Genomic DNA, 16989 nt, shown 5'->3' with positions numbered 1-16989 from the left:
CAAATGGGTTTGGTTGGGCGCAGGGCGACGCTTCTGCTCGGAAGTGTTGCGTTAACCCTGTCTATGGGGACACATGGCTCTCTGGCACAGGATGCCGACGGGCAGACAGAAGAAACCTCTGTTAACGAAGAAGACAAGCAAGGACGCGTGACGCGGCTCGACCGGCTGGTGGTCGGCGCGGGCGTCGAGAAGGTCGCGATCGATACGCCGCAGGCCGTTACGGTTGTCGACCAGGCCGATATCGACAATCTCCAGGCGACCGTCATCACCGATATCGTCGAGAATGTGCCGGGCGTCAACGCGACCGGCGGGACGGGGGCCTTCGGCCAGAACTTCAATATCCGCGGAATTGGCGCGTCGGAATCCGGCGGGGAAGAAGGGCGCATCATTTTCAACGTGGACGGGGTCAACAAGTTCTTCGAGCAGTACCGCATGGGCGGATTCTTTTCGGACCCGGAACTCTACAAGCAGGTTGAGGTATTGCGCGGGCCGGCCTCCTCGACGCTGTACGGCTCCGGGGCGCTCGGCGGCGTCATCAACTTTACCACCAAGGACGCATCAGACTTTCTGGGCGATGAATACAATACGGTCCTGCGGCTGAAGGGCGCCTATGAGACCAACGCCGAGGCCTATTTTGGCTCAACCGTGATCGCGCATCGGTTCAACGACAACGCGGAATTCCTGCTTGTCGGCGACTATCGGACAAGCAGCGACTACACCAGCGGCAACGGCACGGAAGTAACGGGAACCGGTGCCGATCAGCCGAGCGGTCTTGCAAAGGGCACCTTTACGTTCGGTGAGAATATGGAGCAGGAGCTTCGCATCTCCTATCAGCAATATGTCGCCCATGCCGCGCCCGCGCGATACGACCAGCTCAATGGCGGGGCGTCGTTTTTCCCGATACTCGATGAGCGGACCCTGACCGACAAGACGGCCATCATCGCCTATTCCAACGAGGCGACGGACAATCCGTGGCTCGATCTCAACATGCAGGTCTCCTATTCGGACACGCTGAACGAACAGGTCTGCGTGACCCACCCGTCATGCGCCTCCTACGCCAATTCGGACTACGGCTACGAGACCTACCAGTTCAATATCGACAACACCTTCGAGCATATCGGAGAGAACTTCGAGAACTATCTGACGGTCGGCAATCAGACAGCCCATCAGGAGCGTACCCGCGACGGGTCCGATTCCAGCTCGCATGCGGAGGGGACCGACCTTCAAACCGGTTTCTTCGTGCAGAACGAGCTCATCTGGAATGATCGCCTTACGGTAATCACCGGATCGCGCTTCGACTATCAGCAGCTCTCGGCGGCGGACAACACCATAACGTCCGGTGCCGATGACAAGGACAATTTCGGCTTTTCGCCGAAAATCGCGGCGCTCTACAAGGTGACCGACGATCTCTCCATTTTCGGCTCGATCGCCCACACGGAAAGGCTGCCGACGCTGGACGAGGTGTATCAGACGACCGGCACCGGATTTCATCTCGACCTGGAGCCGGAGAAGTCGAACAATTTTGAGGCCGGTTTCGCGGTCTCCGGATACGATCTGCTGAGTGACGGCGACTCGCTGCAGTTCAAGACCACCGGCTTCTACAACGACATTCGGGACTACATTGAGGATTTCGGTCGTTTTGCCGTGCCGCGCTACCGCAACGTCGGTCACGTGGTTATCTACGGCGCGGAAATTGAAGCGGCCTATCAGTCCGACTGGTTCTACTCAAATGCCGGCTATGCCTATAACCGTGGTCTGGACAAGACGAATGGCGGCTATCTCAACACGGTCGCGCCGCACGAGTTCTTCATCACGGTCGGCAAGAGCCTTCCCGAACACGGTATCGATTTCGGCTGGACGAGCCGCTTCGTTGCGGCCCAGAACGAAACCGTGACACGCGATCCCTCCGCGGCTTTCGATGTTCACGACGTCTATTTCAACTGGACTCCCGTCGATGGGCCGCTTGTCGGCTGGGAAGGGCGGTTCCGCGTCGACAACATCTTCAACGAGCAGTACCGGGAATATCTGCAAGGCTATGACGCCGAGGGCCGGACCTTCAAATTCACCCTCGTCAAGCAATTCGGATGGTCTTGATCGCCATGAGAAAAATCGCTGCCCACTGTTTGATGGCAGTCACCGCACTGGCCGGCGCTGCGGCGCCGGTCTCGGGCCTCGCCGAGGACAAGGCCACGGGCCTGTCGCTCGAACTGAACAACCTCGCCAGGAGCGAGGCCGGGTGCCTGGCGACCTTCATGGTCAGGAACGGCTTCGAGCAACCGTTGGAGAAGGTCGCTTTCGAGATCGTGCTCTTCAACGCGCAGGGCCTCGTCGACCGGCTGATGGTTCTCGATTTCAGCCCGCTTTCAACCGGCAAGACACGGGTGCGCCAGTTCGATCTCGCCGGCGCCGACTGCGCCGATATTTCCAGGGTGCTCATCAACGATGCCGCCGCCTGCGATGCCAAGGCGCTGCCGGCCACCGCATGCCTTGACAATTTGAAGACGACGGCGCGGCCTGAAGTCGAATTCGGCAGTTAGTGAACCGGTACGGACAGATGATTTCAGAGATATTTTCCACCGGCGCATCGCTTGTCGAACTCGGCGGGCCGGTTGTCGCGATTTTGCTTGGCGTCTCGGTCATCGCGCTGGCGCTCATCCTGCTGAAATTCGCGCAATTCGCCTATCTGCGCGTCGGCCGCCGTCGACGTGCGGAAAAGGCCTTCTTTCTTTGGGCGCACGGAAGCACGGCAGAGGCGCTGTCGCTTCTTGAGGGGGACCGCTCGGCAGTCGCCGAGGTCATGGCCGTTGCCATGCGCCTTGGCACGGACGCTTCGATGCCCAAGGATATCGTCGAGGAGGAGACCGGACGCGTGGCACTGGCAAGGCTCTACGGCTTGCAGCGCGGCTTCCGCGCGCTTGACGCCATCGTCCAGGTTGCGCCGCTGCTCGGCCTCTTCGGCACCGTGCTTGGCATGATCGAGGCGTTCCAGACGCTGCAGGGCGCCGGCAGCGCCGTCGATCCGTCGATCCTGGCCGGCGGTATCTGGGTGGCGCTGCTGACAACGGCGGCCGGCCTTGCCGTCGCCATGCCCGTTTCGCTGATCCTGACCTGGTTCGAAAGCCGCGTCGAAAACGAACGCGTCGCCATCGAGACGATGACGACCAAACTGATGTCCCAGCAGCAGATCCTTTCGATCGGCGGTGAACCGGCAAGGCGTATCGTCAATCTCGTCGAGCGGACGAGCCATGCGCATTGAGCCTGTCGGAAAGAAACGCCGGAGACTGTCCCTGACATCGCTGATCGACGTCATCTTCCTGCTGCTGCTTTTCTTCATGCTGTCGTCCACCTTCACGCGCTTTGCCGAGGTCGATATCGCGGCGGGGCGCGCCGGCCAGCCATTGGAAACGAGCAAGGCGCCGGATATCTTCATCAGGCTCGCAGAAGGCGGCTCCTGGAAGGTCAATGGTGCTGCGCTGGGCGCCGATGCCGCGATCGCCGAGCTCAATCGGCTGGAGCAGATGGGCGCGAAGACAGCCATCGTCGTGGTCCGCAACAATGTGACGTCCCAGGAACTGGTCGACGCGCTCGAACGCATTTCGAAGGCCGGCAAACTCCAGGTGGCGGTTGCGGGGTAGCCAGATGAGAAGACTTCCGAGACCTGCACCCAAGCCACGCGGCGAAAACACCATCGCCCTGATTAATATCGTTTTCCTGATGCTGATCTTCTTTCTGATCGCCGGAACGCTGGCACCGCCGATGGATGGCGATGTCGAACTGATCCGGGCCGCGGATGCAAGATCCGTCGAGCCGCCGCGCGCGCTCTTCGTCACCGAACAAGGTGTGCTCAAATATGAAGGCGAGGAGGTCACGCCGCAGGCCTATCTGGACAAAAAGAGGTCTGAAAACACGGGCACGCAGCAGCCCGTGACAGACATCGCAGCCGATACGCCGGTGGGTCCGGAGGTGAAACTGGCGGCGGATGGACGCCTGCCGGCAACCAGGCTGATCGAGGTCATCGACGAGTTGAAGACGGCTGGCGCCGGCAAGATCGCCGTCATCACCGAGAGGAAAGCGAAGTGAATTTGCGCTGGTGGCAGTTCTGCATCGCGCTCGTCGTCTCGCTGGCACTGCACGGCGCCGTCGATGCCTGGCTGAGCAACGCGGAAGATCCGGTCCAGGTTGCCGGATCGGCCAACGCGCAGATTGCCATCATCGGCAACGCTACCGCCGACATGCTTTTGGAGGGCGGTGAATTCGAGACCGCCGAAGCAGCCCCGGTCACCGCCGCGCAGGCAAATCCGGTTGCACAGCAAGCGGTCCGGCCCGTGGTGGCGGAGACACCGGTGCAGGCGGTCCAGGCCGCGGTCCAGCCGCGGCGGGCAGCCATGGTTTCCATGGCGGCGGACCTGGCGGCATCCGAGAGTTCCGCTCCGATCATCGCCGCTGCGCCGGTCGATGTCACGGACGCCGAGCAGATATCGAACGCCGAGGCCGCGCAGGCGGCGGAACCATCGACGCTCAAGGCCGCCGATGCGGCGCCTGTCGACACCAATCCTGCTGCGCAACAAAAGCCCGAGAGGGCGGTGCAGGCGGATCCAGCCGCCAGTGCCGCGCAGGCTGCAAAGCAGGCTGCCGATGCGGCACCGTCGCAGACCGCTGCAACGAAACCGTTGGAAACAAGTACTCAAAAGGCACGCCCCACCGAGCAGCAGGATCAGGCCGAACCGGCCAGGGAGGATGCCGCGCAGCCGGAACGCGCCGTTGCGAAAGATGCTATTGCCACAGCGGTCGTCCAGGCCGCCGAGACTGCGGATCCATTGCGCCCTGCGACGAAAGCGATTGAAACCGCCACGACGGTAAAGCCGGTGACCGCGCAGCCGGCACAGGCGGCGCCTGAAGTCAGGATCGAAGAAGTCAAGCCCGTTGAAACCGCTGCTCTGATCCGGCCGGTTGAGCCGGTGGCAAAGCCGGTAGAAAAGCCTGCAAAAAAACGTGTCGAAAAGCCTTCAAATAAGAAATCCGCCAATAAGGGCAACAAGGGCAGCAACAAGAGGAATGCCAAAAAGGGGCGCGCCGACGGGAAGAAATCCGGAGCCAGCGATTCTGCTGGCGATGCCGCGAAAGGCAATCGCAAGGGCGTGGCCGGCAACGCCGCCGTCTCGAACTATCCCGGAAAGGTGCGCCGCAAGCTGCGCCGTGCGATGAAATATCCGAAAAAAGCGCTCTCCAAGAAGCTACGTGGAACGGCGCATGTTGTTTTTGTGGTCGGCGCCGGGGGCAATGTAACAAAGATGCGCGTCGCACGCAGTTCAGGCTCCTCACTTCTCGACGCTGCAGCGCTTGCTGTAGTCAAGCGCGCGGCGCCATTTCCGAAAATTCCGGCTGCTGCAAACCGAAGAAGCTGGAGCTTCACATTTCCAATCGAATTCGATCCAAGACGATAAGGACAAAACCATGTTTGTAGTGATGAACCGGTTCAAGGTTAAAGAGGGTTCCGAGACGGCTTTCGAGGAAGTCTGGCAGAACCGCGAGTCGCATCTTCTGGGCATGAAGGGCTTCATTGAATTCAAGCTGCTGCGCGGGCCGTTTGACGAGGAGGATGGCTTTACGCTCTTTGCCTCGCACACGACGTGGAACACGCGCGCCGATTTCGAGGCCTGGACAAAATCCGAACAGTTCCGCAAGGCCCACGCCAATGCCGGGAAAAGCAAGGTCGATTATCTCGGCCACCCGCAGCTTGAGACCTTCGACACCGTCGAGGGCACCTTCGTGGCAGCCGCCGCGTAGGCACCGTTCGCGACTCCGGGACGGCCGCTGAGCGGCCGCCGGCGACCGGAATCCTGGGTGGCCGACAATACTGTCACCAATAAATCACAAATGTGATTCCAACCCGGTGGATCGTCAACGGTCTGGAATCGCTGCAAAAACAGTTTAGAATTATTCTAAATATATGTTTTTATTGCGAAAATTCCGATTTACCTGTTGACATTTTGCACTGCGGAAATCATTTTCGGCCCAGTCGCATACCGTCGGGCAGTATGGTCCCCGGCGATGGTCACGGTAAGAGCAGATGATCGCCTGTCATTGCAACATCATAACGGAAGCCGATATCGAGCAGATCATCATGTCCATGCTCGACGAGGACCGCTGGCAGCTGATCGTCCCCGCCAAGGTCTATCACGCGCTCGAAAAACGCGGCAAATGCTGCCGCTGCTTCCCGAATGTCGTGGATATCATCATCCGTGTCACAGATGCCTATCACGCCCGGTATGAAACGCCGGAAGTCGATATGGTTTCCTATCGCCTGAAGCTTCTTGAGCTGCGCGACCATTATGCGGACGATCCCGTTCAACTGCCGGGCAAAGCTGTCAGGGCTGCATAGGCCCGGCGCTCTCTCGGCGGGCGCATCAACTCCTCAGTAACAGTTCCACACCCAGCCGGCGCCGTCTTGTGCCGTGCGCGGTCGCGGCAAAGAAAAAGCCGGCAGACAACTGCCGGCTTCAACTGGAGTAACTTTTAGTTACGCGGTCAGTAGAGCTTGAACTTTGCACCCGCACGGACCGTGTGGGTGGAAGGCTTCAGAGAAATAAAGCCGCCGGAGTTGAACTCCGTGTCCTCATAATAGGTATAGCGGTATTCGGTATAGGCTGTGATCCGCTCGGTGATCGCGAATTCAGCACCCGTACCGATCGTGAAGCCGCCGAGATCCCAGTCGCCGGTCACGAAGGCGGGCGAGGAGCTCAGGTCGAAGCTCTGCCATGTATAACCGCCGATGGCATAGGCCAGTGTACGTCCGCCGAAAATCTTACCGACACGCAACAGGGCATCAAATCCGTAGTCCGCCTGGATGTCGGCGTTGAAGCCGCCAACGTTCAGCGAGGTTTCAATGTTCGAGACACGGGCCGCGAGAACGACACCGCCCAGGTAACCGTTTCCGAATTCGCGGTCGTAGCCGATGTTGATTTCGCCGAGTACGCCTTCGCCGCCGATGCCGTTAAACTCGATGAAAGAGCCGATCAGATCGACATCGTGAACGATCGCGCCGGCGCCGCCGGCGACACCGAGCTTGATGCCGGTCCAGTCATAGGAAAGCGGTGCGATGGTGCGGGCGGAATCCCCGCCATTGAAGCGATAGTTCAACGTCGTGTGGAAAGTGTGCGTGGACGGATCGATGCTGAGGAAGCCGGCGCCGGCCACATCGTGGCTGCTGTAATGCGAGTACCGGTACTCCGATCTCACCGTCCACTTGTCGCGAACCGCGTGCTCGACGCCGAGGCCGACGACATAGCCGCTGCTGCTCCAGTCATAGATGGAGCCGGTGAAATTTGTGGAGATATCGAAATGCTGCCAGGTATATCCGCCAAGCACATAGGCCAGTGTCCGGGGCGCGACAGTGTATCCGAGGCGACCGATAACATCGAAGCCGTATTCCGCGGTCACGTCGGCGTTGAAGCCGGGAAAACCGAAAAACGGAACCGGTGCGATATCCAGTGTCGTTTCGATATTGCCGTAGCGTCCGGAAACGGCGATGCCGGCAACCAGACCGTTATCGAAAACGTGATCGTAACCGGCGCTGAGCTGGCCGAAGAACCCGTCACCGCCGACACCGTTGAAGCTGACCGGAAAACCAATAAGGCCGAGTTCGTGGACAACGGCCCCGCGGCCGCCGCCGGCGCCCACCCAGAAGCCGCTCCAGTCATACACCGATGTGCCGGAAACGATTGACTGAGGCTGTTCAACAATTACGTCAGCGGCCATCGCCGGCGCTGAAAGCGCGAAAGCCAAAACCGCGCCCGAAACGGCATATCTCATTTCTTGAGTCCCCACTGAGAAAATTCACATATCGAAAACTAACGTAAAATTTCCTAACGGAGAAGATGGTTTTGTGGCAATTGAGCAACAACAACGGGAAATGAAAGAAAGCGTTAACGGCTCAAACGCATGCGGTGGTTTTGTCGGCCCCGGTGCTGATTTTGCTGGCTTTTTGCGGCCTCGCTCAACGGGCCGGCCAGGCTGTCGCTGATAAACAGCGGCCCCTTGCTGTGCGCCGGGGCCGCAAAGCCTGCTTCACGCCGGGTTGTGCGAGCGGCTCCGATTCTCCGCAACGGCGGCCTCAAACGGCTGACGGGACGCGCGGACGGCGTCGCGAGGAGGGAGCAGAGCTGGTGAGCCGCTCGGCGCCGATACCTTGCCGTGCACGTCGTGGCACCGGGATAATTTGTAGCCGGCTACGATTTATCGCATGCAAGGATGCGATATCGCGAATACGCGGTCATCAGTTGTCGAGCAGAGGCTTCAGCTCTTGCGGGATGTGGCCTTCATTGATCAGCCAGCGCCGCATGGTGTAGCTGCGTCCGCCCTCGGCATGCATCGGGTCCGCATCGGCGAGCGCCCGCGCTTCCTTTTCCGAGGCGGCACGGTAGATCATCATGCCTTCGCCCATCATGTTCTCCCCGCTCTCGTCCGACACGGGACCGGCAAAGACGAGTTTATGCTGCTCCTGGAGGCCGACCTGATAGGCCAGATGGCGCGGCAGGATCGCCTTGACGCGCTCGGGCGGAGCGATGGGTTTGCTGCGCACCATGAAGAATTCAGCCGCGAGAGAACCGCGTTCACGCGCTTCTTTTACATAGTCGTCCCATTTGGGCATGGCGGTGTCCTGCGTTGTGATTGTGATTTCGGATAAAAATATCGATATAATTTGACAAAGCAAGAAATTATTGATTATTTCGAGGCGAGCAAGGAGGAATGCAATGCGCTTCATGGTCGCCCGAGACGGGCAGGATACGGCACTATACGTTGTTGAGGGTGAGGATGCCTATCGCGTCACCGGCCGGGGCGGCATGGACGGGACGGACCTTTACGGCACTATTGCCGGTGGTCCGGCGCAGACGGCCGCTGCCGTCGAGGCGGCAAAATCGGGCGCGCCGGTGCCTGCTGCCTCGCTGAGCCCGGCATTGCCGTTCAACCGGTTCGGCAAGATCTTGTGCCTGGGGCTGAATTACGTCGACCATGTCAAGGAGGGTGGCTACGAGATTCCCAGCTATCCGGCCATGTTCATCCGCGTGCCGAGTTCCATGATGGCGGCTGGCGCGCCCATGATAAAGCCGGACTGTTCGGACCGCCTTGACTATGAAGTCGAGCTGATGGTCATCATCGGCAGGGGCGGGCGTCACATCAGGGAAGAGGACGCGCTCGGCCACGTCTTCGGCTACACCGTCTTCAATGACGGCTCCGTGCGCGATTATCAGCGCAAGACGCACCAGTGGACGCCGGGCAAGAATTTCGACGCGACCGGCTCTCTCGGGCCGATCATCGTTACGCCCGACGAATTGCCGGCCGGCGCGGCCGGTCTGAAAATACAGTCGCGCCTGAACGGGCAGGTCATGCAGGACGCCAACACCTCCGACATGATGTGGCCGGTCGCCAAGACCATCGCGACGGTTTCGGAGTTCATGACGCTGGAGCCGGGCGACCTTATCGCAATGGGAACACCGCCCGGTGTCGGCCACGCCCGAACACCCCCGGTTTTCATGTTTCCGGGCGACGTGGTCGAAGTCGAGATCGAGAACATTTGCACCTGCAGCAATCCCGTTGTCAGCGAAGCTGATGCCGCCAAGAACGAGGCCGCCGCATGATCAAGCCGCCACAGGAAGCGCCGACCGGTGAGAAACTGGAGGCGATGCGCAGGCAAGCCCAGGACCACGTCCGGCAGTTGCGCGAGCGCATCCGGCAACTTGGCGAAGATGAGATCAGGCTGGTCCTGTCGGGCGCGCGCTCGCACTACGCCTGGACGGACCGCCCGGTGGCGGAAGAAACGCTGCGTCAGCTCTACGACATCGTGAAGATGGGCGCGACCAGCATGAACAGTTCGCCGGCGCGCTTTGTTTTCGTGCGCTCGCCGGAGGGGCGCGAGAAACTCGCCAAATCCCTGAAACCGGCAAATGTGCCGAAGATGGCGACAGCACCGGTCACCGTCATCGTCGCGCATGACCTGGAGTTCTGGCGCGAGTTGCCGTTTCTCTTCCCGCATGAGGACAGGCGCCCGCATTTCGAGGGCAAGCCCGAATTTGCCGAAGACACGGCGTTTCGCAACGGCACACTCCAGGGCGCCTATCTGATGATTGCCGCGCGCGCGCTTGGCCTTGATGTCGGCGCCATGTCCGGCTTTTCGAACGAGATCGTCGATCGGGAGTTCTTCGCCGGCACGACGCTGCGGTCCAATTTTCTGTGCAATCTGGGCTATGCCGACGAAGGCGCTCTGTTTCACAAATTGCCGCGCTTCGACTTCGAGGATGTGTGCAGCTTCGCCTGAGGACGGGATTGATGGCCATTCGAATGAAAACCGAAGTCATGCTCAGGGCAACTGCCACATGCCCCAGCCATTCGCGTTCGGACATTGCCATCCGCGACCTGGAATTCGCCATCGATGAGCCGGCGGAGCGCGGCGGCACCAATGCCGGGCCGACGCCCACCGATACGGCGCTGGCGGCGCTGATCGGGTGCACCAATGTCATCGGCCACAAATGTGCCGACCGCCTGGGGATCGATATCGGCCATCTGGATATCTCGGCCAAATGCGCATTCGACCGGCGTGGCGTCACGCTGGAAGAGGAGATCGATGTGCCGTTCACAAGGATCGAGCTGACCGTCACCAGCAACGGAAGCGCGTCCGCGGACGACCTGACGCGCCTTGCCGCCGAAGTCAGGAAGTTCTGCCCGCTTTCCAAGCTCTTTACGGGCGCCGGGACGGAAATTGTCGAAATTTGGCAGCCGGCGGACTAGCGCCGCTGTCGGAACCGGTCAGCGGGAGGTTGACCGTCGCAAAGGAGGAAGGAAATGAACAAATTGCTACGCAGGTCTTTCTTGACCGCGGCTGCCGCGATCGGCGTGACCATCTCGACGGCCATGGTTCCTGCATCCGCGACAGAGACGATCAAGATGATCGCCATCGACGGATATCCGGAGCGATCCATGTGGGTGAAGGAGTTTTCCGGCTTCTTCATTCCGCGCGTGGACGAGGAACTTGCCCGCACGGGCAACTACAAGATCGACTGGCAGCAGGCCTATGGCGGCCAGATCGTCAAGCCGCGCGGGGTTCTCGAGGGCATCAAGCTCGGCCTCGGCGATATCGGCATCGTGACGACGATCTTCCACAATTCGGCCCTGCCGAGCCAGGCAATCTCGGCCGCGACCCCGATGGTCTCTTCCGATGCGCGTATCGTCGCCAAGGCGGTGGACGAGATCGCCAAGGAATACCCGCAGATGCAGGCTGAGTTTGCTGCCGAAAACCAGGTTTATCTTGCGACCGGGGTGGTTCTCGACAGCTACCAGATCTTTTCGAAGACGCCGATCAATTCGCTTGACGACCTGACCGGCCTGAAACTGGCCGGCGCCGGATACAATCTGCGCTACCTGGAAGGGCTGAAGGATGTGGCCGGCGTGCGCGGCGGGCTGCCGAATTTCTACAACATGCTGCAGACCGGTGTCGTCGATGCCGCGATGCTCTGGCCGGAAGCGGCGATGACCTTCAAGATCAACGAAGTCGCGCCGCATATGCTCAAGGTCGATCTTGGCGCGGTCAATTCCAAGACGGTCACCGTCAACAAGGACGTGTGGGACAAGCTTCCCGATGAGGTCAAGCGGGTGCTTGAATCGGTCGCGATCGAATATCGGGACCGTGTTGCCGCCGTCGCCATGGATCGCGCCGCCACATCGCTGGATGCCTTCAAGGAGGCCGGCGGCACCGTCGTTGTCCTGTCCGAGGACCAGCGCGCCGCATGGGCCGACGCTATGCCCAACATCGCCGAAGAGTGGGCCGGCGCGCTCGACACGAAAGGCGCACCGGGAACCGCCATGCTCGGCTCCTATGTCCAGAAGCTGAAGGATGCGGGCTCGGTGCCCGTTCGCGACTGGGCGGCAACCAACTAGGATTGCGGGCGGCCTGCTATGCAAAGTCAAATCGGGATACAGGTCGCCCGTAAACTGACCGGTCTGGCAAAATCACTGGCGATCGGCGCCAACGCCGTCGGGACCCTGACGGTGCTGGTGCTGGTCATCGTCATGAACATCGATGTCGTTGCGCGCGGCGTGTTCCACTCGCCGTTCCTCGGCGTCGTCGAGATCGTCATTTTCTCGATGATTTTCATCGTGTTCATGCAGTTGCCCGACGTGGTGCGCGTCAACCGGCTGACGCGCTCGGACGGGTTTCTCGTCCTCATTCGCGATAGCCATCCGCGAATTGCCGACGCGTTCTACCGGGTGATCGATGGCATTTCCTTCGTGTTGATGGCTCTGATTACCTACGCCACTTTCCCGACATTGGTTGAGGCGTTCGAAACCTGTCACTATTTCACGCCGCCGGAGTTCGGCCCAAAACCGACCGGTGACTTGTGGACCGATTTCGTCGCCGCCACCGGACGCTGCCACTATTTCGGCACGCTCGGCGTCTTCACCGTGCCCTGGTGGCCGGCCAATGCGGTCATTACCGGCAGCGCCGGCCTGTGCACGGTGCTGTTTTTCCTGAAGGTCGTTTTCGGCCATGAACTGAAGGCTCCGGGAGAGCCGCCGCATACCGCGGATGAAGAGTTGCGCGACAGCGCCGGGGAGACAAGCTGATGAGCCCGGTAGAAATCGGCATACTCTCGGTCGTTGCCATCGTCGTGATGATCTATCTCGGCGTGTACATTCCCATAGCGCTTGCCAGTGTGTCCTTCGTCACGCTCTGGATCGTCAGCGAACGTCCGATCCTCGCCATCAACTTCCTGCGCCAGACCATCGGCGACAGTGTGACCGAATATGAGTTCGCGACCATACCGCTGTTTACCTTCATGGGCCTCGTGGTGTCGAAAGCGGGGCTCGGCAAGGATGTATACGACGTCATGAACCAGGTCTTCCGCCGCATACGCGGCGGCATCGGCATGGCCACTGTCGGCGCCAACGCGGTGTTCGCCGCCGTCACCGGCTCGTCGATCGCGTCGGCCTCGGTTTTCACCAAAGTGTCCGTCCCGGAGATGCTTCGTCTCGACTATAACAGGCGTTTCGCGGTTGGTGTCGTGGCCGGTTCTTCCGTGCTCGGCATGATCATCCCGCCGAGCGCGATGCTGATCATCTATTCCTTCGTGGCCGAAGTGTCCGTCGGCGAGATGTTCATCGCCGGTATCATCCCGGGCATCGTGCTGGCGCTCGCCTATATTGTCGCGATCTTCATCGCCGGAAAGGTCCGCCCGCAGGCCATAGGGGGCCGCATCGAGCCGATTGCCGATGAAGACCTGCTCGGCTGGGGTGAGTTGTTCGGCAAGACCGCGCCCATCGTCGGTCTCATCGTCATCGTGCTGGGCGGCATCTACACCGGCTGGCTGACGCCGGTGGAAGCCGGTGCGGCCGGATCGCTGGCTGGCCTGATCATTGCGGTTGTGCGCCGGCGCATGACGGCGGGCTCCTTCTGGGAGGCATTGCTTGAAACCGGGCACATCACCGCCAGCATCCTGTTCCTGATCACCGCCGCGTCATTCTACAGCCGCATGCTCGGTTTCGTCGACTTGCCGAACGAGTTGCGCGAGTTCCTCGACAGCCAGAATCTCAGCTTCTTCTGGATCATGGTTGCCTATGTGGTGCTGATGCTGTTCCTCGGGACCCTTCTCGACACGGCATCGATCATCCTGATCGTCGTGCCGCTCTTCATCGATGTGATCGAGCCCATGGGTCTCAGCCTCATCTGGTTCGGACTGGTTACCGTCATCGGCGCCGAAATAGGCCTGCTGACGCCACCGCTCGGCATATCCTGCTTTGTCATCAAGGCGACGCTGAACGACGACCGAATATCATTGAAGGATGTCTTCCTGGGCGCGTTGCCGTTCGCTTTCGTGATGCTCCTCGTCCTGATCGTGATCATCCGGTTCCCGATACTGACCACTTATCTGCTGAATTGATTGGAGAGCGCCATGCGCCATGTCACCGCCGATACGCTGACACAGACCTTCCTGGATTATTGCGGTCCGGAAACTTCGCCGAGGCTGCGCTTTCTCCTGGAACATCTGGCCAAGCACCTGCACACCTTTGTCCGGGAAACCGGCCTGACCCATGCCGAATGGCGCAAGGCGATCGAGCTGCTGACCAAAACCGGCGAGATAACCGATGATGAGCGCAACGAGTTCGTTCTGTTCTCCGATGTCCTCGGTGTGTCGTCCCTGGTGGACATGGTCAACTCGAAGCCGGATGCCACTTCGTCGAGCGTGCTCGGTCCGTTCCACATTCTCGGCGCGCCTCCCCTGGCCTATGGCGGCGATCTGAAAAACGACAATGACGGGGCGACCGTGGTCGTGAAGGGCGCGGTCCGCGATCCGGCCGGCAATCCGATCAGCGGCGCCGAGATCGAAATCTGGCAAACGGCGGACAACGGGCTTTATTCGAACCAGGATCCCCAGCAGCCGGAATACAACCTGCGTGCACGGCTGACGGCACGCGACAATGGCGATTATGCCTTCACCACGGTTCGGCCGGCGCCCTACACGGTTCCTGACGACGGCCCGGTCGGCGAGTTGCTGCATGCCACCGGACGCCATCCCTGGCGGCCGTCGCATCTGCATTTCATCGTCATGGCGCCCGGATATCGCACGCTCGTCACAGAAGTCTTTCCGAGCGACGATCCCTATCTCGACGAAGATGCGGTGTTCGGGGTGCGTTCCGACCTGATCATGAATTATGTGGAGCAGACCGATCGTAATCTGGTCCCGGAGGATTTCGAGGCAAAGCCCCGGCTGACGTCGCCCTATTATACGGTTGACTTTGACTTTGTGCTGGCCGCCGATACATCCGAGTAGGGCAAGCCGGGGCGAGGGTGGATCGATCAACGGGAACTGCGTAACTGGGTAAAAAATTTACCAATTCCGGAGCCGCTTATTATATAGATGGGCTGTATGAGGCGTTGTTCTGGGGTGCTGCAAGCAACTGATGGGGTGAAGGGACATGTCTGCTGAACGGGGTCTGGAAACGGTTGCCGCTGGTTCGGGTGGGGCGTCGATAACGGCCCAGCTGTTCGACCGCCTTCGCGACGACATTTTGAACGGCGCGCTTCAGCCGGGGCAGAAGCTGAAAATCGAGACGCTGCGTGAGCACTATGAGGTGGGCGCCAGCCCCGTTCGCGAGGCGCTCAGCATGCTGACATCCGAGGGCCTGGTCCAACGATTGGATCAGCGCGGCTTCCGCGTCTCGGATATCTCCGTCACGGCCTTCGAGGAGCTGCTGCGCACACGCTGCTGGCTGGAAGAACGCGCGCTGCGCGAATCCATCGCCTCCGGATCGACCGCCTGGGAGGAAGGCGTCCTGCTTGCCCATCACAGGTTGACCAGGACACCGCGCTCCGCACCGGGTGCGGATGCTGCAAGTCCCGGCTGGGAGCAAGCTCACAAGCTGTTTCACATGTCGCTGCTTTCGGCCTGTGGTTCCGGTTTCCTGGTGGGCTTTTGCGAGCAGCTCTACGATCTCAACATCCGCTACCGGAATCTGGCGGGCGCGGTTGCCTACCCGTCCCGCAACGTGGCCGCCGAACACCTGGCGATCTGCGAGGCAGCCATCGCGCATGAGGCGGACCGCGCCGTCGAGTTGCTGATTCACCACTACACGGCGACCGGCGAATTTCTGCGCATGCGACTGAATTCCATGACCGGCTGAACGTCCGCCGCAACTCCATTACCCACATGGAATGGCCCGCCGCAACATGACGTTCGGCGGGCCGTTTCACTTACGTGCCTGACGGATGTTCTAATTCTTTGCCGGCAGGGTGATCGTCGCCAGATCCGTGCCGACAATCGTATTGCCCTCGTAACCGCCGCCCGCGACAGCGTCCTTGTACGACGCCTCATCGAGCGCTCCGCCGGGAATCGGGAAGGGGCCCTGCCTGGCGGCGCCCATGGGCGGAATCAGATGCGTCAGCATCAGATTTTTGACACCCGCCCGCTTGGAAAGCGCACCGAGGTCCGATGCATTGCTCTGGCGGAAATAGATCGGCGGCGGGAAGCCGCTTTCCTTGTCGGGACCCATCACCGGATGGATTGTCGAGTGCACCAGAACATCGGCGCCCTGGGCAAGTTTTTCGACCTGCTCGGACGTTGAAGACGGACGCGGCGGTGCCGGTTTGTCATTGCCGGCATCACCGCCCACGACAACACTTCCCGCCGGTGTGTCGACGCGGTAGGACGCGTGTCCGGGAATGTGTTTCGAGCCGATGGCCGAGACGGTTACATCGCCTTTTTGCCAAACGCCCATCGGATCGCCGCCGGGTGAAAAGGTCATGATATTGACCAGATCGGCCGGGCCACCGGGCAGCCGCTTCTTGTTTTCGGCCAGCCGCTGCGCGATCTCGCCCGATTCGATCAGGGAATCGCCGATATGGGTCACGTAACGGCTGCAACTCAGCGTGTGGCCCAATGGCGATTTGGCGTCGTCGCTGCAGACGACATCGACTTTCGGACCGCCGGAATTGAAGTGCCAGCGCAGTTGCAAAATGTCGTGCAGACCTTCCGTGTGGTCGGAGTGCATATGGGTAAAGAAGATCGCGTCGAGCTTGCCGACGGGCACCTTCATTTGCGACAGGCGCATATTGGTTCCCCGGCCGGTGTCGAACTGCAGCTTCACCGCGCCGCATCCGTTGGTCTCGTCGCCATATTGCACGAGCGTTCCGGCACCGGCCTGCCCGTTGAACAGCGGCGGCCCGCCCTGCGTTCCGGTCAGCGTCACCTTCATGCACGGCTCCGCCGCCGCGGCGGACAGCGAAAGCGCCATACCGGCACCGGCAATGGCGCAAATTTTCAACATCGATAATTTCATAGTTATACCTCCCAAAATAGATAATAAAGAAAGAGCAGAAAAAAATCGATATTATTATTGGGAAAATATGAAGCCGGGGATCGGGTGGAACGCGCAAGGACGCGATAAAGTTTGGTCTATGCTTGATGCGCCTTTGTGCTCTTGTCTGACCCGACGTAGATT

General features: G+C 60.4%; 19 protein-coding genes. 16 read left to right on the top strand and 3 right to left on the bottom strand.

All coding sequences use genetic code 11. From position 1 onward, the window contains the following. Nucleotides 1–3 precede the first annotated feature (3 nt). The 8 genes from OOZ53_RS11795 (at nucleotide 4) to OOZ53_RS11760 (ending at nucleotide 6382) form a co-directional block, all read left to right on the top strand. Nucleotides 4–2094, top strand: a complete 2091-nt coding sequence (locus OOZ53_RS11795) for a TonB-dependent receptor domain-containing protein (protein ID WP_271089759.1) — start codon at nucleotides 4–6, stop codon at nucleotides 2092–2094. A gap of 5 nt (nucleotides 2095–2099) precedes the next feature. Beyond that, nucleotides 2100–2537: a hypothetical protein gene (locus tag OOZ53_RS11790; RefSeq protein WP_271089758.1), complete on the top strand. Its 438-nt coding sequence runs from the start codon at nucleotides 2100–2102 to the stop codon at nucleotides 2535–2537. Nucleotides 2538–2554: 17 nt separating this feature from the next. Beyond that, nucleotides 2555–3256 (top strand): MotA/TolQ/ExbB proton channel family protein, encoded by a 702-nt coding sequence (locus tag OOZ53_RS11785; RefSeq protein ID WP_271089757.1) that lies wholly within the window; start codon nucleotides 2555–2557, stop codon nucleotides 3254–3256. Further along, nucleotides 3246–3635, top strand: a complete 390-nt coding sequence (locus OOZ53_RS11780; protein WP_271089756.1) for a biopolymer transporter ExbD — start codon at nucleotides 3246–3248, stop codon at nucleotides 3633–3635. The genes OOZ53_RS11785 and OOZ53_RS11780 overlap by 11 nt, the downstream gene beginning before the upstream one ends. A gap of 4 nt (nucleotides 3636–3639) precedes the next feature. After that, nucleotides 3640–4080 (top strand): ExbD/TolR family protein, encoded by a 441-nt coding sequence (locus OOZ53_RS11775; protein WP_271089755.1) that lies wholly within the window; start codon nucleotides 3640–3642, stop codon nucleotides 4078–4080. 305 nt (nucleotides 4081–4385) lie between these two features. Beyond that, the gene (locus OOZ53_RS11770) at nucleotides 4386–5444 is read left to right on the top strand and encodes an energy transducer TonB family protein (protein ID WP_271089754.1); all 1059 of its coding nucleotides are present in this window, start codon (nucleotides 4386–4388) and stop codon (nucleotides 5442–5444) included. Between the two features lie 10 nt (nucleotides 5445–5454). Then, complete coding sequence (gene hmuQ / locus OOZ53_RS11765; RefSeq protein WP_271089753.1) at nucleotides 5455–5787, top strand: heme-degrading protein HmuQ; 333 nt, start codon at nucleotides 5455–5457, stop codon at nucleotides 5785–5787. Nucleotides 5788–6070: 283 nt separating this feature from the next. Continuing rightward, nucleotides 6071–6382: a (2Fe-2S)-binding protein gene (locus OOZ53_RS11760; RefSeq protein WP_271089752.1), complete on the top strand. Its 312-nt coding sequence runs from the start codon at nucleotides 6071–6073 to the stop codon at nucleotides 6380–6382. Nucleotides 6383–6528: 146 nt separating this feature from the next. Here the strand turns inward: OOZ53_RS11760 and OOZ53_RS11755 are convergent, their stop codons facing one another. Both OOZ53_RS11755 and OOZ53_RS11750 read right to left on the bottom strand, forming a co-directional pair. Then, a complete protein-coding gene (locus OOZ53_RS11755; protein WP_271089751.1) occupies nucleotides 6529–7812 on the bottom strand; it encodes an outer membrane protein in 1284 nt (427 codons plus the stop codon). Nucleotides 7813–8275: 463 nt separating this feature from the next. Beyond that, nucleotides 8276–8650 carry a YciI family protein gene (locus OOZ53_RS11750; RefSeq protein ID WP_271089750.1) on the bottom strand — a complete coding sequence of 125 codons (375 nt, stop codon included), beginning with the start codon at nucleotides 8648–8650 and terminating at the stop codon, nucleotides 8276–8278. Nucleotides 8651–8753: 103 nt separating this feature from the next. Between OOZ53_RS11750 and OOZ53_RS11745 the strand changes: the two genes are divergently transcribed. The 8 genes from OOZ53_RS11745 to OOZ53_RS11710 all read left to right on the top strand — a co-directional run bounded on the left by OOZ53_RS11745 (nucleotide 8754) and on the right by OOZ53_RS11710 (nucleotide 15672). Then, nucleotides 8754–9638, top strand: a complete 885-nt coding sequence (locus OOZ53_RS11745; protein WP_271089749.1) for a fumarylacetoacetate hydrolase family protein — start codon at nucleotides 8754–8756, stop codon at nucleotides 9636–9638. 44 nt (nucleotides 9639–9682) lie between these two features. Beyond that, complete coding sequence (locus OOZ53_RS11740; protein WP_425499139.1) at nucleotides 9683–10315, top strand: malonic semialdehyde reductase; 633 nt, start codon at nucleotides 9683–9685, stop codon at nucleotides 10313–10315. Between the two features lie 11 nt (nucleotides 10316–10326). Then, entirely contained in the window at nucleotides 10327–10785 is a 459-nt protein-coding gene (locus OOZ53_RS11735) for an OsmC family protein (RefSeq protein ID WP_271089747.1), read from the top strand. 54 nt (nucleotides 10786–10839) lie between these two features. Beyond that, entirely contained in the window at nucleotides 10840–11931 is a 1092-nt protein-coding gene (locus OOZ53_RS11730) for a C4-dicarboxylate TRAP transporter substrate-binding protein (protein WP_271089746.1), read from the top strand. An 18-nt stretch (nucleotides 11932–11949) separates the two neighbouring features. Next, entirely contained in the window at nucleotides 11950–12618 is a 669-nt protein-coding gene (locus OOZ53_RS11725; protein WP_271089745.1) for a TRAP transporter small permease subunit, read from the top strand. Continuing rightward, on the top strand, nucleotides 12618–13931 hold the full coding sequence (locus tag OOZ53_RS11720) for a TRAP transporter large permease (protein WP_271089744.1): 1314 nt from the start codon (nucleotides 12618–12620) through the stop codon (nucleotides 13929–13931). The genes OOZ53_RS11725 and OOZ53_RS11720 overlap by 1 nt, the downstream gene beginning before the upstream one ends. Nucleotides 13932–13943: 12 nt before the next feature. Next, entirely contained in the window at nucleotides 13944–14822 is an 879-nt protein-coding gene (locus tag OOZ53_RS11715; protein ID WP_271089743.1) for a dioxygenase family protein, read from the top strand. Between the two features lie 145 nt (nucleotides 14823–14967). Beyond that, nucleotides 14968–15672, top strand: a complete 705-nt coding sequence (locus tag OOZ53_RS11710) for a GntR family transcriptional regulator (protein WP_271089742.1) — start codon at nucleotides 14968–14970, stop codon at nucleotides 15670–15672. Between the two features lie 90 nt (nucleotides 15673–15762). Here the strand turns inward: OOZ53_RS11710 and OOZ53_RS11705 are convergent, their stop codons facing one another. Continuing rightward, a complete protein-coding gene (locus OOZ53_RS11705; protein WP_271089741.1) occupies nucleotides 15763–16815 on the bottom strand; it encodes an MBL fold metallo-hydrolase in 1053 nt (350 codons plus the stop codon). Nucleotides 16816–16989: the final 174 nt, after the last annotated feature.

Source organism: Allohoeflea poritis (genome assembly GCF_027889715.1).
Lineage (GTDB): Bacteria > Pseudomonadota > Alphaproteobacteria > Rhizobiales > Rhizobiaceae > Hoeflea_A > Hoeflea_A poritis.
The sequence above is the reverse complement of the archived record's forward strand: the minus strand, read 5'-3'. Positions and strand labels throughout refer to the sequence as shown.